Below are 23,120 nucleotides of genomic sequence, written 5' to 3' on the forward strand. Positions count from 1 at the left end.
CGAGAGGTACAGTGCCGCCCATGCGGGCCGTCCTGGTGGTCAATCCGAAGGCCACCACCACCAGCGAACGCAGCCGAGACGTGCTTGTCCGGGCGCTGCGCAGCGAAGTCGACCTCAGTGTGCGCTACACCCGCCGCCGGGGGCACGCCATGGCGTTGGCCCGGGAGGCCGCCGCGGAGGGCGTCCATCTCGTCGTCACCCTGGGTGGTGACGGCACCGTGAACGAGGTGGTGAACGGCCTGATGACGGCCGAGCCGCCGGCCGGTGTCGGTGACGCGTCGATGGCCCAGCGACTGCCGGCGCTGGCCACCGTCCCGGGCGGTTCCACGAACGTCTTCGCCCGCGCGTTGGGTCTGCCCCGGGAGTGGCCGGACGCCACCAGCATGATCCTGGAAGGGCTGCGCCTGGGCCGGCAGCGCACGGTCGGGCTGGGCCGCGCCGACGACCGCTACTTCACCTTCTGCGCCGGGTTCGGGCTGGACGCCGCCGTCATCCACCGGGTGGAGCAGGCCCGGCGCAAGGGGCGGGTCTCGACGCCCGGGCTCTACTTCCGCTCGATCATGAGCCAGTACTTCTTCGCCTCGGACCGGCGGCATCCGGCGATCAGTCTGGAGCGACCGGGTGAGGAGCCGGAGGGCGAGCTGGCCACCGTCATCATCCAGAACACCGCCCCGTGGACGTACCTGGGTGATCGGGAGGTCAACCCGAATCCGGAGGCGTCGTTCGACCTCGGCCTCGACGTGCTGGCACTGCGACAGCTCCGGGTGGCTAGCACAACACGGACAGTCACCCAATTCATGGGTCGGCAGCCAGATCCGAACGGACGTCAGGTGTTACGCCTCCATGACACTGCGGAGTTCACGCTGGTCTCCAGCCGCCCGCAGGCGTTCCAGCTCGACGGTGACTATCTTGGCGAGCGGGAGAAGGTCAGATTCACCTCCATTCCGGCCGCACTGAGAGTAATCTGCTAGGTCTCGGGTACTGCCCTTGGTCGACGCGGCGCCGCAACCGCTTCGGCAGGCGCCGCCACACCGAGGGGCAGGTGCCGGAAATGTCAGCAATGTCACGCGGACTGTACTATATTGATCCTCGACTGTGGCACGGCGGGTAACCAGGAAGGCACTGGAACCCGGACAAATGGGTTGTGGGCTTGCTCACCGCGCGGAGTTTTTCCGAGCGTCACCCTTGACATCGCGAGCGTTCGTGAAAGTATTCACAAGCGAACTTGAGTTACCGGGACATTGCCTGGATATGCTCGTCAGGTTGAGCTGTTCCAGCAGGTCCCCGGGGCTGACTGCCTGCTCACGCACTGCCGAATGGTCAGACGCGAACGGTCACCATAGGCACTGCGGATGCATATAGGAAAAGCACGACCCGCAATAAATTGCCACCCATCCAGAATGAGGAGTGTTGCCGCCATGGACTGGCGTCACCATGCTGTCTGCCGCGACGAGGACCCGGAGCTGTTCTTCCCGATTGGGACGTCCGGACCGGCTCTCCTTCAGGTCGAGCAGGCCAAGGCCGTCTGCCGGCGCTGCTCCGTCACCGACCAGTGCCTTCAGTGGGCGCTCGAGTCGGGTCAGGACGCCGGCGTCTGGGGCGGGATGAGCGAGGAGGAGCGGCGCGCTGTCAAGCGGCGCGGCGGCCTCCGGGTGCTGCGCGCTCACTCCGCCTGATCTCCCAACGACACAGCAGTACGCCCCGGCGGGTCCGCCTGCCGGGGCGTACTGCTGTCCAAAACCGACCGGGTCGGACGAGCGGTCAGGCCGGCTCGTCGACCCGGCTCAGCACCAGCTCTGCCAACTCGGGCGCATCCGTCAACGGGGCCGCCACCGCCACCGCGCCGGCCGCCCGCGCCGAGGCGGTCACCGCGTCGTGGAACAGGCCCGGCGCGAGAAAGTACGCGGACACCGCGACCCGACGCGCGCCCGCCGCCCGCAGCCGCGTCACCGCCACACCCGTCGCCGGCGGGGCCGCCGAGGCGTACGACACCCGGCAGGGCACCCCGAACTCAACGCCGAGCGCATCGGCCACCCGGCCCACGGAACCGCGCGCACGCGCGTCCCGGGTGCCCGCGGCGGCCAGCACCAGGGCGTCGAAGCGCCCCGGCGCGACCTCCCCGAGCCGACGACGCAGCCCCGCCAGCAGGGCCGGCGTCACCGTCCCGTCCGCCGGGCCGAGCACGTCGGTCACCCGTACCGTCAGCGCTGCTCCGGCCGTCGTCGCGGCGGTCACCGCCGCCGGGATGTCCACCCGACGGTGGTACGCGGCGGTCAGCAGTAGCGGCACCACCACCGCACGCCGGTGCCCCGCCTGGGCCAGCGTGCGCAGCACCTCGGTCGGCCCCGGCTCGGTGTGGTCCAGCCAGCTCGCCCACACCGACAGGCCGGGCCGAGCCGCCGACACCGCCCGGGCCAGCGCCCGGGTGGCCTCGGCGGCTCGTGGATCCCGGCTGCCGTGCGCCACCAGCACCACCGGGACCGCCCCGCCGGCCGCACCGGGGCCGGTCGGGGTCGTCGAAGACGAGGTCAGACGTGCAGCCCGCACTCGGTCTTCTCGAACATGGCCCAGCGGCCAGCGCGCGGATCCTCGCCGGCCTTCGTCCGGCGGGTGCACGGCCAGCAGCCGATCGAGCCGTACCCCTGCTTGAACAGCTCGTTGACCGGCACGTTCCAGCGGGCGATGTAGGCGTCCACGTCCCCCTGCGACCAGGCCGCGATCGGGTTGACCTTGACCTTGCCGCGCCGCCCGTCGAACGTCACCACCGGCGTGTTGGCCCGGGTCGGCGACTCGTCCCGACGCAGACCGGCGGCCCAGGCGTCGTACCCGGACAGGGCCCGCTCCAACGGCTCCACCTTGCGCAACTGGCAGCAGTCGTCCGGCGACTTGTTGAACAGTCGCGGACCGTACTGGCCGTCCTGCTGCCCCACGGTGAGCCGGGGTCGGATCGACCGGACGTTCACCGGCAGCGTACGGGCGACCTCGTCGCGTACGCGAAGCGTCTCGGGGAAGTGCAGACCGGTGTCGAGGAAGACCACGTCCACGCCCGGGGCGACCCGGGACACCAGGTGGGCCAGGACGGCGTCGGCCATCGAACTGGTGACGCAGAACCGGTCGCCGAAGGTCTGCGCCGCCCAGCGGGCGATCTCCAGCGCGGGAGCGCCCTCCAGCTCCCGACCGGCGTCCTCGGCCAGCACGCGCAGCTCGTCCGGGCTGCGCAGGGACGGGTCGGCGGGCTTCGGACCACCCGGGCCGACCAGGCGCAGGCTTGCGGCGGAGACGAGGCTCATCGGGTCACCGTCCGGGAGAGCAGCCCGGTGAACTTCACCGAGAAGACCCGGGCGCAGGCGTGGCACTCCCAGGCGCCGTGCCCCGCCTCGTGCGGCCGCAGGTCCTCCTCGCCGCAGTACGGGCAGTACAGGGGTGCCGCTCGGTTCTCGCTGCTCACCGCAGTTCCTCCTCGTCGACTCTGATCACCCAGTTGGCGAACGTCTCGCCCTCGTTCCGCCCGGCCAGGTAGCGGCGGGCCAGCCGTTCCACGTACTCGGGAAGCTCCTCGGCGGTGGTCTTCAGGCCTCGCAGCTTGCGGCCGAAACCGGCGGTCTGCCCCTGCGCCATGCCGAGGCCGCCGCCCAGGTGCACCTGGAAGCCCTCCACCTGCCGGCCGTCCGGGCCGACCACCAGCTGACCCTTGAGGCCGATGTCGGCGACCTGGGTGCGGGCGCAGGCGTTCGGGCAGCCGTTGATGTGGATCGAGATGTCCGCGTCGAAGTCGCGCAGCCGCTGCTCCAGCCGGGCCACCAGCTCCTCACCGCGAGCCTTGGTCTCGACGATGGCGAGCTTGCAGTACTCGATGCCGGTGCACGCCATCGTGCCGCGACGCCACGCCGACGGCCGGGCCTCCAGGCCGATGCCGCGGAGCGCGTCGACGAGCGACTCCGTCCGCGCCGTCGGCACGTCGAGCACCAGCAGCTTCTGGTACGGAGTGAGCCGCACCCGGTCGCTGCCGTGCGCCTCGACCACGTCGGCCAGTTGGCTGAGCTGCGCGCCGGAGACCCGCCCGACCACCGGGGCAGCACCCACGTAGTTCCGCCCATCGGCCTGCTCGTGCACACCCACGTGGTCGATCGGCTTCGACGGCAGGGTCGGCGCGGGGCCGTCGAGCAGCGTACGACCGAGGTAGTCCTTCTCCAGGACCTCGCGGAAGCGCTCGACGCCCCAGTCCGCGACCAGGAACTTCAGCCGGGCCCGGTTACGCAGCCGGCGGTAGCCGTAGTCACGGAAGATGCCGACCACGCCGGCCCAGACGTCCGGTACCTCGGCCAGCGGCACCCAGACGCCGAGCCGCTGGGCGAGCATCGGGTTGGTGGAGAGGCCGCCACCGACCCAGACGTCGAAGCCGGGGCCGTGCTCGGGGTGGTCGACACCGAGGAACGCGATGTCGTTCGACTCGTACGGGGTGTCGACCAGCCAGGAGATCGACGTCTTGAACTTGCGGGGCAGGTTGGAGTACTGCTTGTCACCCACGTACCGGGCGACGATCTCGTCGACCGCCGGGGTCGGGTCGAGCAGCTCGTCGCGGGCCACCCCGGCGACCGGGCTGCCGAGCACGATGCGCGGGCAGTCGCCGCACGCCTCGGTGGTCTGCAGGCCGACCGACTCGAGCCGACGCCAGATCTCCGGCATGTCCTCGACGCGGATCCAGTGGTACTGGATGTTCTGCCGGTCGGTGATGTCGGCGGTGTCCCGGGCGAACTCCCGGGAGATGTCCGCGATGACCCGCAACTGGGCCAGGCTGAGCTGGCCGCCGTCGATGCGGACGCGGAGCATGAAGAACTCGTCCTCCAGCTCGTGCGGCTCCAGCACGGCGGTGCGCCCGCCGTCGATGCCCGCCTTGCGCTGGGTGTAGAGGCCCCACCAGCGGAACCGGCCGCGCAGGTCCTGCGGGTCGATGGAGGCGAAGCCACGGTGCGCGTAGATGTTCTCGATCCGGGCCCGAACGTTGAGCGGGTCGTCGTCCTTCTTGATCCGCTCGTTGGGGTTGAGCGGCTCACGGTGCCCGAGCGCCCACTGGCCCTCGCCCCGGGGCCGGCGCGGCGGCCGGGCGGGCCGGGCCGTCGGGTCCTCGGGCCGGGCCGGGATGCTGCTGACCGCCATCGCGGCGTCCTCCGTTGTCTGCTGTGCCTCGGGGCACGCGCGGGGCGCGACGGCCGGCCCGACGAAGCGGGCGGGACAACGGTGTCTTCAGACAGCCGGCGCGGAGCGCGCCCGAGACAGATTGGTCGGGCGTCGTCAGTGAGCCGGACAGATGGCGCTGCGCACGCGGCCGTAGTCGACGTGGCGACGAGCCACGAAGCGGCGGACGACAGCGGCGGTCATGCGCCCATGCTGCCACACCGCGTAGGGCCCGGCCAATGTCCACGTGCGGCATCCCACATCACGGGCCAGCCAACTCGCGGCACTTCGCGGGGTGGGCCCGAGGGCCTTGGCGGCGTGGCAGGCTCGGGGCTGTGGACGGATGGTCCGGGAAGTCGATCGGGGTCGCGCGGGGCGTGCCGGTCTGGCTTCTTCCGGCGCTGCTGACCCTGGCGGTCACGCTGACCGGGATCGGTTCGGCGCAGCTCTGGCGCGACGAGCTGGCGACCTGGAGCGCCGCCACCCGGTCGCCGGAGGAACTCGCCCGACTGGCCGGGACCATCGACGCCGCCACCGGACCGTACTACCTGTTCATGCACGTCTGGGTCCTGGTCGTCGGCGACTCCACGGTCGCCCTGCGGGTGCCTGCCGCGCTGGCCATGACCGTCGCCGCGGGGCTGCTGGCCGTGCTCGGGGCGCACCTCGTCGACCGGCGCGGCGGTCTGCTCGCCGGGCTGTTGTTCGCGGTGCTGCCCAGCACCTCCCGGTACGGGCAGGAGGCCCGCCCGTACGCCCTGGCCACCGCCCTCGCGGTACTCGCCACCCTGTTGCTGGTGGCCGCGCTGCGCCGGCCGGGGTGGGCCCGCTGGACCGGGTACGGCGTCGCCGTGGCCGCGCTCGGGCTCACCCACCTGGTCGCGCTCACCCTGCTGGCCGCGCACGCGCTGGTCGTGCTGGTCACCTGGTGGGGTGGTCCCGGGGTGGCCGGCATCGCCGCGACCGGCGGTCGGGATCGGCGGGTGTGGCGGTGGGCGGTCGCGCTGGTGCCGGTCGCGCTGGTGGTGACACCGCTGCTGCTGCATGCCCGCGCGCAACGCTCCGAGCAGTTGAACTGGGTCGGCCTGGCACGGCCGGACGACCTGAGCGCGCTGCCGGGCGGCGTGGCCCAGAGCAGCGTGGTGGGCGGCCTGCTGGTCGGGGTGGCGGCGCTCGGCGCGGCCCGACTCCGACGGCGCGCCCTGCTACCGCTGAGCGCGGTGCTGCTGCCGGTCCTGCTGCTCTTCGTGGCCGGGGCGGTCGTACCGCTGTGGGTGCCCCGCTACCTGGTGTTCGTGGTGCCGTTCGCCTGCCTGCTGGCCGGCGCGGCGCTGGCGTCGGTGCCCGCGCCGGCCGCACTCGCCGTGGTGGTCCTGGCCGGGCTTCTCGGCCTCCCCGACCAGGCCGCGTTGCGGCGGACCCACGAGTGGCCGCGCAGCGCGCCGGTGGACTACGCGGGCGTCGCCCGGGTGATCGCCGACGGCCAGCGCCCCGGGGACGCCGTGGTCTACTCCCCCCGGCACAGTTGGCTCTTCCTCGATCTGGGCATCGAATACCACCTCGACGACCCGCCACGGGACGTGCTCGTCACCGAGGACGAGGTCGCCCGGGGCGATCTCTGGGCCGCCGAGTGCTCGCGACCGGCGCAGTGCCTGGCCGGCACGGCACGGGTCTGGCTCGTGGTTGCCGGGCGGCACGCCGAGCCGCTGGCCGCCGTGCCGGCCGCCAAAGGCGACGCGCTGCGCGCGCAGTTCACCGTCGCCCAGGTCTGGCAGCGCCCCGGCCTGACCGTCGCCCTGCTGACCAGCCGCTGACCGACCGGCCCACCGCGCGGACCCGCGCGTCGACCGTCGGCCTGCTCGCTCGCCGGCGAGGTCGACCGTGGGCCCGACCGAGCAGGAGGCGGGCGGACCCCCGCGGCGTCGGCTGACGGCCTCATCGCCCACGAGGCGTGGCCGGCCCACTGCGATGAGCGTGATGCCGGTGAGTCATCTTGATGACTCACCGGCATCACGCTCATTCACATATCCGCTCCCCGCAAGGGCCCGCGGGCAGCGGACAGCTCAGCCCTGGGAGCGGCCGTCCGAGGCGCTGCGGCCCAGGGGGACGACCAGCAACGCCTCGGTGCCTCCGTTGACGCCCGCGCGCAGCTCGATGGTGCCGCGCAACTCCCCCGTGACCAGTGCCCGGACGATCTGGAGGCCGAGTCGGCTGCCACGTTCGGCGTCGAACTCGGGCGGCAGCCCGCGTCCGTTGTCGGTCACCGAGACGTGCAGCATCTTGCGGAACCGGTGCGCCGAGACGACCACCTCGGGTCGCAGCGACGGATCGACCTCGGGTGCGGCCACCGGCACCAGGCCCGAGGCAGCCGCGCTCACGGCTGGCTCCTCCGCCTCGTCCGCCGGTGGGAAGCCGTGCTCGACGGCATTGAGCAGCAGTTCGTTGAGCACCATCACCAGCGACGTGGCGATCTCGGCCGGCAGTACCCCGAAGCTGCCCTGGCGGCGCATCCCGACGCTCACCTCGGTCGCCGCGACCTCGGTCGCCGCGCTGGCGACCCGGTCGACGATGCCGTCGAACTCGACCGCCTCGTCGCTCGACATCGACAGCGTCTCGTGCACGAGGGCGATCGAGGCGACCCGGCGGACGGACTCCTCCAGGGCCACCCGGGCCTCCGGCATGGACACCCGGCGGGCCTGCAACCGCAGCAACGCGGCCACCGTCTGAAGGTTGTTCTTGACCCGGTGGTGGATCTCCCGGATGGTGGCGTCCTTGGTGATCAGCGCCCGATCCCGGCGGCGGACCTCGGTGATGTCCCGCACCAGCACCAGCGCGCCGATCGGTACGCCGGCGGGCATCAACGGCAGCGCCCGGGTGAGCATCGTGGCCCCGCGCGCGTCGATCTCCCGGCGGGGCGGGGCCTCGCCCCGCAGCGCGGCCAGGATCCCGGTCGCCGCCTCGGTGCCGTCGAGCGGGTCGCCGGCCAGTCGGCGGTGCAACGCCGCCAGGTCCTCACCCACCAGGTGCGAGGCGTAACCCAACCGCCGGTACGCCGACTGGGCGTTCGGGCTCGCGTAGGTGACCTTGCCCCCGGCGTCGAGGCGTACCAGGCCGTCACCGACGCGGGGCGCGGACGTTGTCTCGCCCGGGTGCCGGGGCGGCGGGAAGGTGCCGTCCGCGATCATCTGGGCGAGGTCGTCGGCCGTGGTCAGGTAGTTGAGTTCGAGCTGGCTGGGCGTTCGCGCGGTGGAGAGATTGGTGTCCCGGCCGACCACGGCGATCACCTCGCCGGCCTCACCGTCGGCGGTGCGCAGCCGGACCGGGATCGCCTCGTGCCGGGCGGGCACGTCGCCGTACCAGACCGGGTCGCCTTCGCGCCAGATCCGCCCCTGGGAGTAGGCGACCGCCAGGTGGGCCACCTCCGAGCCGCCGATGATGCGGCCCACCTGGTCGTCCTGGTACGCGGTCGGCGCGGTGGTGGGGCGCACCTGGGCGACGCAGAGGAACGTGCCCTCGGCGTCAACCGGCACCCAGAGCAGCAGGTCGGCGAAGGACAGGTCGGAGAGCAACTGCCAGTCACCGGCGATCCGGTGCAGGTGGTCGATGTCGGCCGGACGGAGGTGGGTGTGCTCCTCGGCGAGGTCGCGCAGCGTGGACACGGTGACCAGGGTGCCACGCCGCGCCGCGCCTCACATCGTCGCGGTGACCTTCTTCAGGCCGCGCGGCGCGTCCGGGTCCTCGCCGCGGGTGAGCGCCAACGCCAGCGCCAGGCGCTGCAACGGCAGGATGTCCAGCAGCGGGGCGTACCGCTCGTCGACCTCGGGGACGGCGAGCCGTGCGGTGCCCGGCACGTCGGCGGAGCCGACCACCACCACGTCGGCGCGGCGCTCGCCGAGCCGGGGCAGCACCTCGCCCATCGACCGGCCGCCGGGGCCGGAGCCGACCACGGCGAGGACCGGGACCTCCGGATCGGTCATCGCGAGCGGGCCGTGCAGCAGGTCGGCGCCGGAGAAGGCGAGCGCCGGCAGGTACGAGGTCTCCATCAGCTTCAGCGCCGCCTCGCGGGCGGTCGGGTAGGCGTACCCCCGGCCGGTGGTGACGAGTTGGCGGGCGAAGCGGTAACGCGGCGCGAGTTGGGCCGGGGTGTCGTCGGCGAGGGTGCGGGCGGCCAGGTCGGGCAGCGCGGCGAGCGCCTCGCTCTCGGCCGTGGGGAGTACGCCGTCGCCGGCCCGGATGCCCTCCACCAGCATCAGCAGGGCGAGCAGCTCGGCGGTGTACGTCTTCGTCGCCGCCACCGCGCGCTCGTGGCCGGCGGCGATGTCGATGCTCAGCTCGGCCGTCTCGACAAGCGGGGAGTCGGGGGCGTTGGTCACCGCGAGGGTGAGCGCGCCGGAGGCCCGCGCGGCGCGCAGCACCTCGGCCAGGTCGGGCGAGCCACCGCTCTGGCTGACCCCGACGACGAGGGCGTCGGACAGGTCGGGGCGTGCGCCGAAGAGGGTGACCACGCTCGGCGAGGCGAGCCCGGCGGGCAGGCCGAGCCGGATCTCGGTCAGGTATGCCCCGTAGAGGGCGGCGTGGTCGGAGGTACCCCGGGCGGTGAAGACGACGTGCCGTGGTCGACGCTCGGCGACGACGGCGGCCACCCGGGCGATCGCCGCCGCGTTGGCGGTGTCGAGCAGGCGCGCGTAACCGGCCGGCTGCTCGTCGATGTCGGCGGCCATTCCCGCCCCTGCACGTGACACGGACACTCCCCTCCTGCGCGATTGCCGCGCGTTTCCTGCTCAGTCTTGCACCCTTCTGCTGGCCAGAGCAATTATTCGAGCAGTAGTGCGCAGTTGATCACTTGATCATCTCAATATCAACTACGCTGGCCCCGCCGAGAAACTGCGACGAGAGGACACCGTGCCCGAGGGAAGGGACAACCCCGCGCTCTCCGCGACGGAGGAGCTGGCCCTGGCCCGGCTGGCACTGGGCGAGGGTGACCTGCACCACGCCGCCCGCCACCTCGCTGGCGCGTTGGCACGAGCGCCCACCCTGCCCGAGGTGCACGAGACGCTTGCCCACCTCGCCGCGGCCGACGGAGGAGGCCTCGACCTCTTTCCGATCAACCACCACACCTTCGTGGGCGCGGTCGTCGCCCGTGCCCACCTACTGGCCGCCGCCGGCCGCCCCGCCGAAGGGCTGGAACTGCTCGCCGCCGCGACCGGCCACGCGCCGGGCGCCGAGTGGGCGGGCGTGCCCTGGGTGACCGCTCCCGAACTGGCCGAACGGCTGGACCCGGGCCGCCTGGCCCGCGTCCTCATGCAGGTCTGCGCGGCGCTCGGCGACCCGGTGCCGCGCGCCGGCCGGGCCGCCCTCACGCCGTACCTCACGCTGGCCCGCAACGCTGTCACCGTCCATCCGGAGAACGGGACGCTGCTGGGCGCGGCGTCCGCGCTGGCCCGGCGTCTCGGCGAGGTCACGCTGGCGATCCGCTGGGCCAGCCGAGGGGTACGGAGCCAGCCGTCGAAGATGGGCGAGGTCTGGCTCGGGTACGCGTACCGCAGCGCGGGCCGGACCCGCGACGCCCTCGCGGCCCTGTACCGGGCAGTCGACCTGGACCCCGACGACCTGGCCGTCTATGCGGACATCGCCGGCACCCTGGCCGACATCGGCCGGCTCGACGACGCGCTGGAGTGGACCGAGCGGGCGCTGGCCCGGGACCCGACGTTCGACTGCGCGGTGCACACGACGCACCGCCTGCGGCACCTGCGCGACGGCGACGTGTCCCACCTGGTCGCGCTCGCCGACTTCATCCGTGACCACCCGGACGACAGTCACGAGCACGGCGACCTGGCCCAGTGCTGTCGGGCGCGGCCCTGGCTCGGGCAACTGACGCCGGCCGGCGGGCCCCTGCTGGACGCGCTGCGCCAGGCGGTCGCCGACGACGACAACGGCATCGGCGGTGTCGTACACCTCACGGCGGCAGCCCCACCGAGCGCACTGCGGACGGTGACGTCCGTGGCGCCCGGGCTGCACATCGAGGTGGCGGGCGCGGTCGAGCCGGACCCGCGCGAGCCCCGGCGCGCGTCCGCACGGCGGCTCTGGACCTTCACGGGGCACCTGCCGACGCCGGCGCTTCCCGGGCCCTCGGCGGTGGCGGTCGAGCGGATCGGTCAGGTGGCCCAACCGGCGTGGCCGCACCCACCCGCCGCCTACGACGCGGCGGTCGGTCTGGCCGGTCTCGACGTGGACGACCTGCTCGGGTTGCTGGTGCGTCCGCCCGCCGCGCCGGCCAACGCGCTGGGCCGGTTGCTGGCCGCGCAGGATCCGTCGATCTGGGTACGCGCCGTCCAGGTGTGGGCCTGCCTGGGGCTGCTGCACCAGCGCACCGACGAGCCCTGGGACGGCTCGACGAGACGACAGGTGCTGCTCGACCTGGTCTGGGGCGTGGAGGACTGGGTCACCGAGGCGGCGCTGTTCGCCCTGGTCACCGCCGCCTGGGTGGACCCGGAGGCGCGGTCGGACGTGGCCCGGGTGGTGGCGGAGCGGTTGGCCGACGTGGCGACGGTGGCCCAGACGCGGCCGGTGCCGATCGCGACCTCGCTGGCCCACCTCGCGCTGGCCGCCCCGGCCGTCGATCCGGTCACCACGGCCCTGGCCACCCGGATGCTCGGTGAGCGGGCCCCCCGCCTTCCCCGCCCCCGCAACCCGCTACGCCGTCTCTGGCAGCGCCTGACCCACCGACCCTGAGTGTTCCGCGCACACGCGAGAAGCGCCCCGCCGAGGATCGGCGGGGCGCTTCTTCGGGGGAGGATCAGGCGACCGGGGCCTTGCCGAGGGCGACCTCGGCGTCTTCCTCCGGTGTCGCCTGCGCCGGCGCCTCGTTGGCGGTGCGCAGCGGGATCTCCTTGATGAACCAGGCGAGCACCGGGATCGCCACGGTGAACAGCACGGCCCAGAGGAACACGTGCGAGATCGCGTCGGCCAGGCCGCCGAGGACCAGCTCCTGCGCCTGGGCGGGGAGCTGCTTGAGCTTCTCCAGGTCCATCCCACCGCCGCTGGACTCGCCGCCGAAGGCCGCGCCGGCGGCTGAGTCGGCCAGCCGGTTGGCGAAGATCGCGCCGAACAGCGAGATGCCGAACGAGCCGCCGATCGACCGGAAGAACGTGGCCGCGCCACTCGCCGCGCCCAGGTCCTTCTGCTCCACGCTGTTCTGCGCGATCAGCATCGAGGTCTGCATGAGGAAGCCCATGCCGACGCCGAGCACGACCATGTAGAGCGAGGACGTCAGCTTGCTGGTGTTGGTGTCGAGCATGGACAGCAGGGCCATGCCGCCGGCCATCACCACACCACCGACGATCGGGTACGCGCGGTACTTGCCGTTCTTGGTGATCGCCCGGCCGACGGCGAGCGAGACGACGAGCATGCCGAACATCAGTGGCAGCAGCAGCAGACCGCTGTTGGTGGCCGAGGCCCCCTGGACGGTCTGCTGGTACAGCGGCAGGAAGTTCATGGCGCCGAACATCGCGAAGCCGAGCAGGAAGCCGACCACCGAGATCAGCGCGAAGTTGCGGTTGGCGAAGAGCGTCAACGGCAGGATCGGCTCCGGGACCCGACGCTCCACCAGGCCGAACGCCACAAGCGTCACCAGCGCCAACGCGGCGAGGCCGAAGATCTGCGGCGAGGTCCAGTCGTACTCGTTGCCGCCCCACGTGGTGATCAGGACGATCGCGGTGATGCCCACCGAGAGCAGCCCGGCGCCGAGCCAGTCGATCCGGTGCTCGGTCCGGTACTTCGGCAGGTGCATGGTGGTGATGAGCACGAGCAGCGCGATGCCACCCAGCGGCAGGTTGACGTAGAACGCCCACCGCCAGGAGAGGTTGTCGGTGATGAAGCCACCGACCAGCGGGCCGGCCACCATGGCGATGGCCATGATGCCGGCGATCATGCCCTGGTAGCGCCCGCGCTCGCGGGGCGGGACCAGGTCGCCGATGATCGCCATGACGCCGACCATCAGGCCGCCCGCGCCCAGGCCCTGCACGGCCCGGAAGGCGATGAGCTGCACCATGCCGTCCTCGGGCCCGCCGAAGATCCCGGAGCCGGCCATGCCGCAGAGCGCCGAGCCGACGAGGAAGATGACGACCGAGGTCAGGAAGACCGACTTGCGGCCGTAGAGGTCACCGAGCTTGCCCCAGATCGGGGTGGAGACGGTGGTACCCAGGACGTACGCGGTGACCACCCAGGTGAAGTGGTTGAGGCCGCCGAACTCGCCGACGATCCGCGGCAGCGCGGTGCTGACGATCATGTTGTCGAGCATCGCGAGCATCATCGCGATCATCAGCCCGAACAGCACGACCCGTACATTGGGTCGCACGTCGGTCTGGGTTGCCTGAGTCATGGGTAAGCTCCCCCCGAGGTTTGTCGTACTTACTTGCCGCCCGGCTAGTCACCTTACTAGCCGCACGGTAAGTTGGATACCGGCACGCGGTCAAACGAATTGGAGGGCGTGGGTGAGGGAGAGCACAGGCGGCACCCGGGAGCGGATCAAGGCCGTCGCGTTGGAGCTCTTCACCGAGCAGGGGTACGAGAAGACCTCGCTACGGGAGATCGCCGAACGCCTCAACGTCACGAAGGCCGCGCTCTACTACCACTTCAAGAGCAAGGACGACATCGTCGCCAGCTTCGTGGAGGATCGGCTCGACCAGATGGACGCGCTGACCACCTGGGGCGAGTCACAGCCGGCGACCCTGGAGACTCGGCGCACGCTGATCTCCCGCTACGCCGACACGATGTTCGGCGGCGACATGCCCTCGGTGATGCGCTTCTTCGAGCAGAACCAGACCGTGCTCAAGAGCCTCTCCTCCGGCCAGCAGATGCGCGGCCGGATGATGCAGCTCGCCAACGCGCTCTGCCGCGGCGACGACTCCCCCGCCGCCCAACTCCGCGCCGCGCTGTCCCTCTTCGCCGTGCACACGAGCTGGTTCGCCGTACGGGCGCCGGGCATCACCGACTCCGAGCGCCGCCGGCTAGCGCTGGAGGTCGCCGACGAGTTGCTGGCCGCGATCGGCACTCCGCGAGACGGGGACGCCACCCCGACCAGCCCGGCCAACGCTCGCGGCTGACGGGCCGACGGTCAGCCGCGGGACAGCTCCAGCCGCAGGCCGAGCAGAGCCACTCCGGCCGCCGGCGACCAGTCCTTCTCCGGCGTCCGCACGAACCCGAGACGCTCGTAGAGCCGGTGGGCCGACACGGCCATCCCCGCGCGGACGCAGATCACGACCGCCGTGCAACCCAGCTCGGCGGCCCGGTCGACGCAGGCGCGCGCCAGCGCCACGCCGACACCCCGCCCCTGGGCGGCCGGGTCGACGGCCAGCATGCGGAACTCCGCCTCGCCCGGCCCGGACAGCTCGGCGAACAGGGTGCCCGGCAGCACGAAGGTCACCGAGCCGAGCACCGATCCGGTCGCCTCGTCCACCGCGACCAGCACCTCGCCGGCGGCGGCCCGGGTCGACACGTCGGCCAGTACCGCCGCGTAACCGTGCTCACCCTTGAGCTGACCATCCGCCTCGTACGCGGCCACGGTCAGGCGGGCGACCGCCGGGAAGTCGGCCGGATCGGCGAGCCGGACCAGCAGGCCGGTCAACCGATCACCGCGATCAGGTCACCGTCCTGCACCACGTCGCCCTCGTGGACGGCGAGCTGCTGGACCACGCCGTCGGCCTCCGCGACGACCGGGATCTCCATCTTCATCGACTCGAGGATCACCAGGGTGTCGCCCTCGGACACGGTGTCGCCCGCCGACGCGACGACCTTCCAGACGTTCGCCACCATCTCGGCGCGGATCTCCTCGGCCATGTCCACGGCCCTCCCTTTTCGCGATGTGCCTGCCGACGTATCCAATCACGCGAGGCTGGGGCATGGGTGCGCAGCGGCGCGGGTCGGCCCCGGCGGCAGGGACGGGGTGTCGGTCGCACTACCATCAGCGGGTCGGACCCGACGCCGGGCGGCGGCGTGGATGCAACCGGCGCGAGGCCGCGCGCGAGACGGATCCGACCCATCACGAGGAGGTCAGCATGGCGAAGAAGGCCCGGAAGAAGAAGGCCCGGAAGAAGAGCAGCGCGAACCACGGTAAGCGCCCCAACTCCTGAACGTGCCGACGGGCCGACAGCCCGTCGACGGTCAGCTCACCCCGGCCGAGGCCGGGTACACCGGTGGCCCGGGTCGCTATCGACCCGGGCCACCGGCGTGTGTGTGCTCTGGTACGCCGACGTTCAGTCGGCCAGCTCGCGGGAATCGCTCGTCTCGAAGACCACCAGCTCGGTGAGCTTCACCCGCAGCCGCTCACGCAGCTGGTCCGGCGCGGTCTCGTTGCCGCAGCAACGCGCGACCAGCGCCCGCACCTCCTGCTCGAGCCCGTACTCGCGCAGGCACGGCCCGCACTCGTCGAGGTGGTGCCGGATCAGCGCGCGCCGCTCGTCGGCGCACTCGAGATCCAGGTAGAGGTAGACCTCCGCGAGCACCTCGCGGCAGTCCGTCTCGTGCGGCTCTCCACAGCTCACGTCACACCTCCCGGCTGGCAGCGGCAGCGGTCGAGCCCTTCGCGGACCGGGCCGGGCTGAAGCCCCGCTCCGCGGCGTACTGCTCGAGCAGCTTGCGCAGATTACGACGGCCGCGGTGCAGACGCGACATCACGGTGCCGATCGGCGTGCCCATGATGTCGGCGACCTCCTTGTAGGAGAAGCCCTCGACGTCGGTCAGGTAGACAGCCAGGCGGAACTCCTCCGGCAACTGCTGGAGGGCCTCCTTCACGTCGCTGTCCGGCAGCCGGTCCAGAGCCTCGGTCTCGGCCGAACGCAGACCGCTGGAGGTGTGCGACTCGGCCTCGGCGAGCTGCCAGTCGGTGATCTCCTCGGTCGGCGCCTGGATCGGCTGGCGCTGCCGCTTGCGGTAGGAGTTGATGTAGGTGTTGGTCAGGATCCGGTAGAGCCAGGCCTTCAGGTTCGTGCCCTGCTCGAACTGGTGGAAGGCGGCGTACGCCTTCAGGTACGTCTCCTGGACCAGGTCCTCGGCATCCGCCGGGTTACGCGTCATGCGCAGCCCAGCAGCGTAGAGCTGATCGACGAATGGCATCGCGTCCCGTTCGAACCGGGCCCTGCGCTCGTCCGTCTTCTCGGTGGTCAACCGCACATCCCCTCGCGTCGGATGCTTTCCCGCCGAGGATACGCGCACGGACCTGCCCACAGATTCACTTCCGGCCGGTGTGCTCGTGCTCACCGCACCCACCCCGCCCGGTCCCGCTGTCACGGGCCAGTCCGGACCATCCAGCAGCCGCCGTAGCTGCCGGGCGTCCCGCTCGTCCCGTTCCAGGCTTCGTGTCTCGGTCGGCACCGGTCACCCCCCTCGCAGAAAAGTCGTCCGGGGTTAGTAACGCGAGATGACCACTGGGGCATTCCGTCCGGCTCTCCCGTTCCTGGTCCCGGCCCCGGAGACGCCGGCGCTGGGACCAGGAAGGGCCTGGGAGGACTGGTGACACCTGTCCGGTTCGGACGGGCGGCACCATCGGATGCAACGACCCGCGCCCAGCACCGGAAACGGTCCCTGAGGTCAGTCGGCTGTCCAGCCGTGGGAGCGCAGCCAGTCCCGGACGACCGCGCCCGTGCCGGCGGGGTCACGTCGCAGGTCGTGCGTCTCCCCCGGCCGGGTCACGACCCGCACGCCCGGCCCGGACCCGGGCACGCCGAACGGATCCCGGTCGCCGTTGACGACGAGCGTCGGCAGACCGGTGGCGAGTTCGGCGGCCCGGGACCGCTCCGGCTTGCCGGGCGGGTGCAGTGGAAAGGCCAGCGCGAGGACGCCGGCCGCGCCGACCGCGCCGGCCGTTCGGCAGGCGACCCGCGCGCCACTGGAACGACCACCGACCAGGAGCGTGGGTACGTCGGTGTGCCGCTCGCGCAGCACGGCCAGCACCGCCGTCCACGCCTCGTCGAGGTGCCCGGCGGGGGCCGGCGCCCGACGGCCGGCGACACGGTAGGGCTGCGTCACCCGGACCACCGTCAGGCCGGCCGTGACCGCCGCGTCCCGAACCGCGAGCAGGTCGGGGGCGTCCACGCTGCCGCCCGCCCCGTGCCCGAGCACCAACAGGGCGACCGGCGCGCGAGCCGTCGCGACGCCGGCCGCCCGGCCCGGCGCAACGGTCGGACCGACCGGTGGGTCGGTGTCGATCCGCGCCGGACCGCGCGGGGTGTCGATCTCTTCGCTGGGCAGCACCGGCCCATTCTGCGCCGACCGGGCCCGTCACCGGGATCGGTTCGCCGCGCTGGTCGGCTCAGCGGCGCGCGATGGTCAGCTCAGCGGCACCAGCGTGAGCAGGCGGTCGCGGACCGGAGGGCCGGCGTCGTCGACCGCGTCCGGGTCGGGTTCGACCTCGCCGCGCCACGCGACGAGCATCGCCCGCCGCTCGCGGGGGGTGGTCGCCCCCCAGACGCCGTGACAGTCGCCGACCTCCAACGCCCATGCCAGGCAGGAGCCCTGCACGTCGCAACTGCGGCAGAGTGCGACAGCGGCGTCCGCCGGTTCGTTAGGTGCCGGAAAGAACGTCTCCGGATCGACGCTCTGGCACGTCCCTCTGGTGCGCCACGCTTCGTCCTGTCGACGTTCTCGCAGAGCCCGCAGCAGCCGCGGATCTCTGCGTGCCGCAGCCACCTCGTGCGGGCGGGGCATACGCGCCCGTGTCATTTCACCCACCTCCCCCGTGGGACCGGCAGGATCGGTGAAGTCGTCCGCCCCGTGCGAACCGACAGCCACTACCGGCGCTGTGTTGTATCGCACTTTCGGACACCGGGACAAGGGGCTTTCAAGAACATGGCTGAACGGCCAGGCGACGAATCGATCAGAACCTGGCAAATCGGCGCTCGACGATGCCTCTCATTCTCAGAACAGGGTCAACTCCGGTGGGGACGACATTGACGGAACGGACACGCGAGCGGTCAACTCCGGGCCGTCGTTGCGCACGTCGCCCACCGCCGGCCCGACCGGGCGGATCTCCAACCCGGCGAGAAGGTCGGACGACGCGGGGGCGAGCAGACGCTCCGGCTCGTCGCACGGCGTCAGCCACGACGACCACCGCTCGGGGGCCAGCAGCACCGGCATCCGGTCGTGCACCTCGGCCAGATCGCCGAGCGCCGCGGTGGTCAGCACGCTGAAGGTGAGCCGGCTGTCCGCCCCGGACTCCCAGAACGACCAGATCCCGGCCAGGGCGAGCACCGAGCCGTCGGCCGGGGTCATGAAGTACGCCTGCCGGCCGCCATCGGGCCGGCGGACCCACTCGTACCAGCCGTCCGCCGGGACAAGGCACCGGCGGCGGGCGAACGCCCCGGCGTACGCCCGGCTGGTCGCCACCGTCTCGGCCCGTGCGTTGATCATGCGGGCGGCGCCGGCGGCGGACCGCGACCAGTGCGGCAGCAGACCCCAGCGGGCGACGCAGAGGCTGCGGTGCCCCTCGGGGCTGAGCCGGACCAGCGGGACGCGATCGGTGGGCGCGACGTTGTGATCCGGCCGGAGCACCCCGTCGGTGTCGTCGGACGACTCGAACAGGGCGCTCAGCTCACCGGCGCCCCGGGTCGTCGCGTACCTGCCGCACATGCGCTCACGCTAACCCGCCGAGGGCCCCGCCTGCTGTCCCGCCAACCGGGAGTACGCAAGCCGGCCGACGTCACCCACCCGCAGACAGGGCAGAATGTGACCGTGGGGAATCTAACCGCGACCCGGCCGCCACAGCCGTGGGCCGCACCGACCGCGTCCGACCCGGTGGCGGCGACGCTGCGCCTACCCGGCTCCAAGTCGATGACCGCACGTGCCCTGGTGCTCAGCGCCCTGGCCGCCGGGCCGTCGACCCTGGCCGAGCCGCTGCGCGCCCGGGACACCGAGCTGATGTCCGCCGGTCTGCGCGCGATGGGCGCGCACGTCTCGATCAGTGACGACGAGCGCTGGCTGGTCCGGCCGCACCCGCTGGTCGGCCCCGCCCACGTGGACGTGGGGCTGGCCGGCACCGTGATGCGGTTCCTGCCGCCGGTGGCCGGCCTGACCGACGGGCAGGTCACCTTCGACGGTGACCCGTACGTCCGCACCCGGCCGCTCGGCCGGCTGGTCGACGCGCTGCGCTCGCTGGGCGTCCGGATCGACGTCGCCGGCACCGGCAGCCTGCCGCTGACCGTGCTCGGCACCGGCGGGGTCACCGGCGGCGAGGTGACGATCGACGCCTCCGTGTCCAGCCAGTTCGTCTCCGCGTTGTTGCTGGCCGCCCCGCGCTTCGACCGGGGCGTGGTGGTACGCCATGTCGGCCCGCCGGTGCCCTCCGCGCCGCACCTGCGGATGACCGTGCAGATGCTGCGGGCCGCCGGCGCCGCCGTCGACGACAGCACCCCCGACGTGTGGACCGTCGAGCCCGGCCCCCTCACCGGGCGCGGCTGGGACATCGAGCCGGACCTCTCCGGCGCGATGCCGTTCTTCGCCGCCGCCCTGGTCACCGGCGGTGAGGTGACGCTTCAGGGCTGGCCGCACCGCAGCGCGCAGCCGGTCGAGCAACTCCGCTCCCTGCTGCAGCGGATGGGCGGCGAGGTCACCCTCTCCACCGACGGGCTGACCGTCCGGGGCACCGGGGTGGTGCACGGCCTGACCGCCGACCTCTCCGACGTCAGCGAGCTGACCCCGGTGCTGACCGCGCTGGCCATGCTCGCCGACTCACCCTCGGTCTTCACCGGCGTCGAGCACATCCGCGGCCACGAGACCGACCGGCTCGCCGCCCTCGCGCAGGAGTTCACCGCGCTCGGGGCCGACGTCACCGAGACGCCGGACGGCCTCGCGATCCAGCCCCGGCCGCTGCGCGGCGGGATCTTCCGCACCTACCACGACCACCGCATGGCGCACGCCGCGGCGGTGGCCGGGCTCGCCGTGCCGGGCATCGAGGTGGACGACGTCGGCTGTACCTCCAAGACCATGCCCGAGTTCCCGGCGCTATGGTCAGCGATGGTGACCGGCAAGTGAGCGTCCCGGACGCGCACTGAGAGCTGACGCGGAAAAGAGGACGGGTCCTGGCGACCAAGCGGCGGGAGTACGACGAGGACGACGTACGGGTGCGGCCCGGGAAGTCGTCGCGTCCGCGTACGCGCACCCGACCTCAGCACTCCGACGCGGTGGACGGCTTCGTCATCGCCGTCGACCGGGGGCGCTACCAGTGTGTGCTGTCCGGCGCCGAACGGGGAGCGGTCGGCGCCGAGCTGCCGACGGTGACCGCGATGCGGGCCCGGGAGCTGGGCCGCAAGTCGGTGGTCGTGGGTGACCGGGTCAGCCTCGTCGGCGACACCTCCGGCGCGCAGGGCGCTCTCGCCCGCATCGTCCGGATCGCCGAGCGCCGCTCGGTGCTGCGCCGCACGGCCGACGACGACGAGACCACCGCCGAGGGCCGGTTGGAACGTGTCGTCGTGGCAAACGCCGACCAGTTGGTGATCGTCAGCGCGTTGGCCGACCCGCCGCCGCGCACCGGGTTCATCGACCGCTGCCTGGTGGCCGCGTACGACGCGGACGTCGAGCCGCTGCTCTGCCTCACCAAGGCCGACCTGGCCGGCCCGGAGGAGGTGCTGGGCTACTACACGGAGTTGGAGCTGCCGTACGTGCTCAACCGTCCCGACGCCGACCTGGGCGCGCTGCGCGCGCTGCTCAGCGGCCGGGTGTCGGTGCTGGTCGGGCACTCCGGGGTGGGCAAGTCGACGTTGGTGAACCGCCTCGTCCCGGACGCCGCGCGCGCGGTCGGGGTGGTCAGCGCCATCGGTCGCGGCCGGCACACCTCCACCAGCGCGGTGGCGCTGCGGCTGCCACCGGTGCCCGGCGTCGACACCGACCCCGGCTGGATCATCGACACCCCGGGCATCCGTAGTTTCGGGCTGGCGCACGTCTCCGCCGACAGCCTGCTGCACGGGTTCCCCGACCTGGTGGAGGGCACCGTCGACTGCCCGCCCAACTGCCCGCACACGGCCGACGAGGCCGACTGCGGGCTGGACGCCTGGGTGGCCGCCGGGAAGGCGGACCCGCGCCGGCTGGCGTCGTACCGCCGGTTGCTGGCCTCCCGGGCCGGCGACGGCGACGCGCGCGGTGAGGGCGACCAGCGCGGGCCCGGCGAGGGCGACCGGCGCGGGCCCGACGAGTGACCCGGTGGACGTCGGCTAGGTTGCCGGCATGACCGGGTACGCCGACGACCTCGCCCTCGCCCATCTGCTCGCGGACCGCGCCGACGCCATCGCCACGGCCCGGTTCCGGGCGCTCGACCTGCGGGTGGACACGAAGCCGGACCTGACACCGGTCTCCGACGCGGACACCGCCGTGGAGCGGGAGATCCGGACGCTGCTGACCGAGCACCGGCCCGCCGACGGGCTGCTCGGTGAGGAGTACGGCGCGCGGCCGGCCACCGAGCCAGGTGGCCGCCGGTGGATCGTCGACCCGATCGACGGCACCAAGAACTTCGTCCGTGGGGTGCCGGTGTGGGCCAGCCTCATCGCGCTGTACGACGGTGACCGGCCGGCGGTCGGCGTGGTCTCCGCCCCCGCGCTGGGACGGCGCTGGTGGGCGAGCGCGGGCGCGGGCGCGTACGCCGGTCCCGGTCCCGACGCGGGCGAGCGGATCGGCGTCTCCGCGGTACGCGACGTCGGCGACGCGAGCGTCTGCTACTCGTCGCTGACCGGCTGGGAGGACGCCGGGCGGCTCGACGCGCTGCTCGACCTGCTGCGGGCCGGCTGGCGCAGCCGGGCGTACGGCGACTTCTACGGCTACATGCTGTTGGCCGAGGGCGCGTTGGAGGTGATGGTCGAACCGGAACTGTCCCTGTGGGACGTGGCGGCGCTGGTGCCGATCGTCACCGAGGCGGGCGGCACGATCACCGATCTGACCGGTCGACCCGCGCCGACGGGCGAGCCCGGCACCGAGAGCAGCGTGGTGGCCACCAACGGTGTGCTGCACGCCGACATCCTCGCCCGTCTGGATCGACCAGCCGAGCGCTGACTGCCGACAACCTCTATCCTCGCCAGGTGGTCTCCTCCGGCTGGTGCTTCCTCGCGGCGATGATCGTCGCGTACGGCTTCGCCAACCTGCTCCAGTCGGTGGCCGCGGCGCGCACCACCGTGCACCACACCTTCGATCCGGGTCTGCTGCTGAGACTGGCCGGGCACCGGACGTACCTGATCGGGCTGACCTGCCAGATCGGCGGTTTCGTGCTCGCCTTCCTGGCCCGGCGCGATCTGCCCCTGTTCCTGGTTCAGGCGAGCGTGGCGGCCGGGCTCGGGGTGACCGCGATCATCGGTGTGCTGGTGTTGAAGTGGCGGATGCCGATGGCGGAGGTGGCCCTGCTGGCCCTGCTCTTCGCCGGGATCACCGCGCTGGTGCTGGCCGCGCGGCCGGCACCGTCGAAGCAGCTCGGCACCGCCGGCTCGATAGCCCTGCTGGTGGCGCTCGGGGTCATCGCGGTGCTCGGCTTCTTCGCCGTCCGGCTGCACGGCGCCCCCGGTTCGGTGGCGCTGGGCTCGCTGGCCGGTCTGGCGTTCTCGTCGGCCGCCGTCGCGGCCCGGCCGCTGGCCTCCGCGCCGTCGGCCGAGGCGTTCCTCGCCGACCCGCTGTTCTATCTGCTGATCGGCCACTCGATCGTCGGCCAACTGCTGCTCGGCCTGGCCATGCAGCGCGGTTCGACGACCGCCGCGGTCGCCGCCATGGACGCCGCCGGAGCGGTGCCCGCGGCGATCGTCGGCCTGCTGCTGCTCAACGACAAGATCTGGCCGGGGCGCGAGTGGCTGGCCGCCGCCGGTTTCCTGGTCACCCTGGCCGCCGTGATCGGCCTGACCCGGTACGCCCAGCCGCAGCAGCACCGCGCGGCGGCCCGCCGCAGTAACCGGGACATGGTCGGCGCCGGCCGAGCCGCCTGACGC

General features: G+C 72.6%; 24 protein-coding genes. 10 read left to right on the plus strand and 14 right to left on the minus strand.

From position 1 onward, the window contains the following. Nucleotides 1-20 precede the first annotated feature (20 nt). Nucleotides 21-971 carry a diacylglycerol/lipid kinase family protein gene (locus ACQP03_RS29075; protein WP_433459158.1) on the plus strand — a complete coding sequence of 317 codons (951 nt, stop codon included), beginning with the start codon at nt 21-23 and terminating at the stop codon, nt 969-971. Nucleotides 972-1,418: 447 nt separating this feature from the next. Beyond that, entirely contained in the window at nt 1,419-1,676 is a 258-nt protein-coding gene (locus ACQP03_RS29080) for a WhiB family transcriptional regulator (protein WP_007072794.1), read from the plus strand. Between the two features lie 85 nt (nt 1,677-1,761). Here ACQP03_RS29080 and ACQP03_RS29085 read toward each other — a convergent pair whose 3' ends face one another. Genes ACQP03_RS29085 through ACQP03_RS29100 form a run of 4 tightly spaced genes read right to left on the minus strand, consistent with a single transcriptional unit; the run spans nt 1,762 to nt 5,157 of the window. Then, entirely contained in the window at nt 1,762-2,547 is a 786-nt protein-coding gene (locus ACQP03_RS29085; protein ID WP_433459160.1) for a sirohydrochlorin chelatase, read from the minus strand. Beyond that, nucleotides 2,529-3,290 carry a phosphoadenylyl-sulfate reductase gene (locus tag ACQP03_RS29090; RefSeq protein WP_433459162.1) on the minus strand — a complete coding sequence of 254 codons (762 nt, stop codon included), beginning with the start codon at nt 3,288-3,290 and terminating at the stop codon, nt 2,529-2,531. Before ACQP03_RS29090 ends, ACQP03_RS29085 begins: the two co-directional genes overlap by 19 nt. Continuing rightward, a complete protein-coding gene (locus ACQP03_RS29095; RefSeq protein ID WP_355050529.1) occupies nt 3,287-3,448 on the minus strand; it encodes a hypothetical protein in 162 nt (53 codons plus the stop codon). Before ACQP03_RS29095 ends, ACQP03_RS29090 begins: the two co-directional genes overlap by 4 nt. Next, nucleotides 3,445-5,157, minus strand: a complete 1,713-nt coding sequence (locus tag ACQP03_RS29100; RefSeq protein WP_357175330.1) for a nitrite/sulfite reductase — start codon at nt 5,155-5,157, stop codon at nt 3,445-3,447. The genes ACQP03_RS29095 and ACQP03_RS29100 overlap by 4 nt, the downstream gene beginning before the upstream one ends. 257 nt (nt 5,158-5,414) lie before the next feature. Between ACQP03_RS29100 and ACQP03_RS29105 the strand changes: the two genes are divergently transcribed. Next, nucleotides 5,415-6,986, plus strand: a complete 1,572-nt coding sequence (locus ACQP03_RS29105) for a glycosyltransferase family 39 protein (RefSeq protein ID WP_433459165.1) — start codon at nt 5,415-5,417, stop codon at nt 6,984-6,986. Nucleotides 6,987-7,235: 249 nt separating this feature from the next. Here the strand turns inward: ACQP03_RS29105 and ACQP03_RS29110 are convergent, their stop codons facing one another. Both ACQP03_RS29110 and ACQP03_RS29115 read right to left on the minus strand, forming a co-directional pair. After that, complete coding sequence (locus tag ACQP03_RS29110) at nt 7,236-8,831, minus strand: histidine kinase N-terminal domain-containing protein (protein WP_357125854.1); 1,596 nt, start codon at nt 8,829-8,831, stop codon at nt 7,236-7,238. Between the two features lie 30 nt (nt 8,832-8,861). Then, on the minus strand, nt 8,862-9,893 hold the full coding sequence (locus ACQP03_RS29115; RefSeq protein ID WP_357126547.1) for an SIS domain-containing protein: 1,032 nt from the start codon (nt 9,891-9,893) through the stop codon (nt 8,862-8,864). A gap of 181 nt (nt 9,894-10,074) precedes the next feature. On the opposite strand from ACQP03_RS29115, the gene ACQP03_RS29120 reads away from it, so the two are divergent. After that, nucleotides 10,075-11,904 (plus strand): tetratricopeptide repeat protein, encoded by a 1,830-nt coding sequence (locus ACQP03_RS29120; RefSeq protein ID WP_433459167.1) that lies wholly within the window; start codon nt 10,075-10,077, stop codon nt 11,902-11,904. A gap of 64 nt (nt 11,905-11,968) precedes the next feature. On the opposite strand, the gene ACQP03_RS29125 is transcribed toward ACQP03_RS29120, so the two are convergent. Beyond that, nucleotides 11,969-13,552: an MDR family MFS transporter gene (locus ACQP03_RS29125; protein ID WP_433459169.1), complete on the minus strand. Its 1,584-nt coding sequence runs from the start codon at nt 13,550-13,552 to the stop codon at nt 11,969-11,971. A gap of 112 nt (nt 13,553-13,664) precedes the next feature. Between ACQP03_RS29125 and ACQP03_RS29130 the strand changes: the two genes are divergently transcribed. Beyond that, complete coding sequence (locus tag ACQP03_RS29130; protein WP_357125864.1) at nt 13,665-14,276, plus strand: TetR/AcrR family transcriptional regulator; 612 nt, start codon at nt 13,665-13,667, stop codon at nt 14,274-14,276. Nucleotides 14,277-14,287: 11 nt separating this feature from the next. On the opposite strand, the gene ACQP03_RS29135 is transcribed toward ACQP03_RS29130, so the two are convergent. Both ACQP03_RS29135 and ACQP03_RS29140 read right to left on the minus strand, forming a co-directional pair. Continuing rightward, a complete protein-coding gene (locus ACQP03_RS29135) occupies nt 14,288-14,797 on the minus strand; it encodes a GNAT family N-acetyltransferase (RefSeq protein WP_357175333.1) in 510 nt (169 codons plus the stop codon). Beyond that, a complete protein-coding gene (locus ACQP03_RS29140; protein ID WP_007464729.1) occupies nt 14,794-15,015 on the minus strand; it encodes a biotin/lipoyl-binding carrier protein in 222 nt (73 codons plus the stop codon). The genes ACQP03_RS29135 and ACQP03_RS29140 overlap by 4 nt, the downstream gene beginning before the upstream one ends. A 212-nt stretch (nt 15,016-15,227) precedes the next feature. On the opposite strand from ACQP03_RS29140, the gene ACQP03_RS29145 reads away from it, so the two are divergent. Continuing rightward, nucleotides 15,228-15,302, plus strand: coding sequence for a 50S ribosomal protein bL37 (locus ACQP03_RS29145; RefSeq protein WP_369752275.1), 75 nt, complete (start codon nt 15,228-15,230; stop codon nt 15,300-15,302). Nucleotides 15,303-15,425: 123 nt separating this feature from the next. Here the strand turns inward: ACQP03_RS29145 and rsrA are convergent, their stop codons facing one another. From rsrA to ACQP03_RS29170, 5 genes are all read right to left on the minus strand, one after another. Continuing rightward, the gene (gene rsrA / locus ACQP03_RS29150) at nt 15,426-15,713 is read right to left on the minus strand and encodes a mycothiol system anti-sigma-R factor (RefSeq protein WP_355050536.1); all 288 of its coding nucleotides are present in this window, start codon (nt 15,711-15,713) and stop codon (nt 15,426-15,428) included. Between the two features lies 1 nt (nt 15,714). Beyond that, the gene (locus ACQP03_RS29155) at nt 15,715-16,542 is read right to left on the minus strand and encodes a sigma-70 family RNA polymerase sigma factor (protein ID WP_355050537.1); all 828 of its coding nucleotides are present in this window, start codon (nt 16,540-16,542) and stop codon (nt 15,715-15,717) included. A 216-nt stretch (nt 16,543-16,758) separates the two neighbouring features. After that, nucleotides 16,759-17,421, minus strand: a complete 663-nt coding sequence (locus ACQP03_RS29160) for an alpha/beta hydrolase family protein (RefSeq protein ID WP_433459173.1) — start codon at nt 17,419-17,421, stop codon at nt 16,759-16,761. A 75-nt stretch (nt 17,422-17,496) separates the two neighbouring features. Beyond that, nucleotides 17,497-17,889 carry a WhiB family transcriptional regulator gene (locus ACQP03_RS29165; RefSeq protein WP_355050539.1) on the minus strand — a complete coding sequence of 131 codons (393 nt, stop codon included), beginning with the start codon at nt 17,887-17,889 and terminating at the stop codon, nt 17,497-17,499. Between the two features lie 195 nt (nt 17,890-18,084). Next, the gene (locus tag ACQP03_RS29170; protein WP_357125878.1) at nt 18,085-18,795 is read right to left on the minus strand and encodes an SOS response-associated peptidase; all 711 of its coding nucleotides are present in this window, start codon (nt 18,793-18,795) and stop codon (nt 18,085-18,087) included. 102 nt (nt 18,796-18,897) lie between these two features. Here ACQP03_RS29170 and aroA point away from each other — a divergent pair, with 102 nt between their 5' ends. From aroA to ACQP03_RS29190, 4 genes are all read left to right on the plus strand, one after another. Next, nucleotides 18,898-20,196, plus strand: coding sequence for a 3-phosphoshikimate 1-carboxyvinyltransferase (gene aroA / locus ACQP03_RS29175; RefSeq protein ID WP_433459176.1), 1,299 nt, complete (start codon nt 18,898-18,900; stop codon nt 20,194-20,196). Nucleotides 20,197-20,285: 89 nt separating this feature from the next. Continuing rightward, on the plus strand, nt 20,286-21,356 hold the full coding sequence (gene rsgA, locus ACQP03_RS29180) for a ribosome small subunit-dependent GTPase A (protein WP_396832814.1): 1,071 nt from the start codon (nt 20,286-20,288) through the stop codon (nt 21,354-21,356). Between the two features lie 28 nt (nt 21,357-21,384). Continuing rightward, nucleotides 21,385-22,203 (plus strand): histidinol-phosphatase, encoded by an 819-nt coding sequence (gene hisN, locus ACQP03_RS29185; protein ID WP_433459178.1) that lies wholly within the window; start codon nt 21,385-21,387, stop codon nt 22,201-22,203. Between the two features lie 59 nt (nt 22,204-22,262). Beyond that, nucleotides 22,263-23,117, plus strand: coding sequence for a hypothetical protein (locus tag ACQP03_RS29190; RefSeq protein WP_357126553.1), 855 nt, complete (start codon nt 22,263-22,265; stop codon nt 23,115-23,117). Nucleotides 23,118-23,120: the final 3 nt, after the last annotated feature.

Source organism: Micromonospora sp. CA-248212, assembly GCF_050948405.1.
In the GTDB taxonomy this organism is placed as follows: domain Bacteria; phylum Actinomycetota; class Actinomycetes; order Mycobacteriales; family Micromonosporaceae; genus Micromonospora.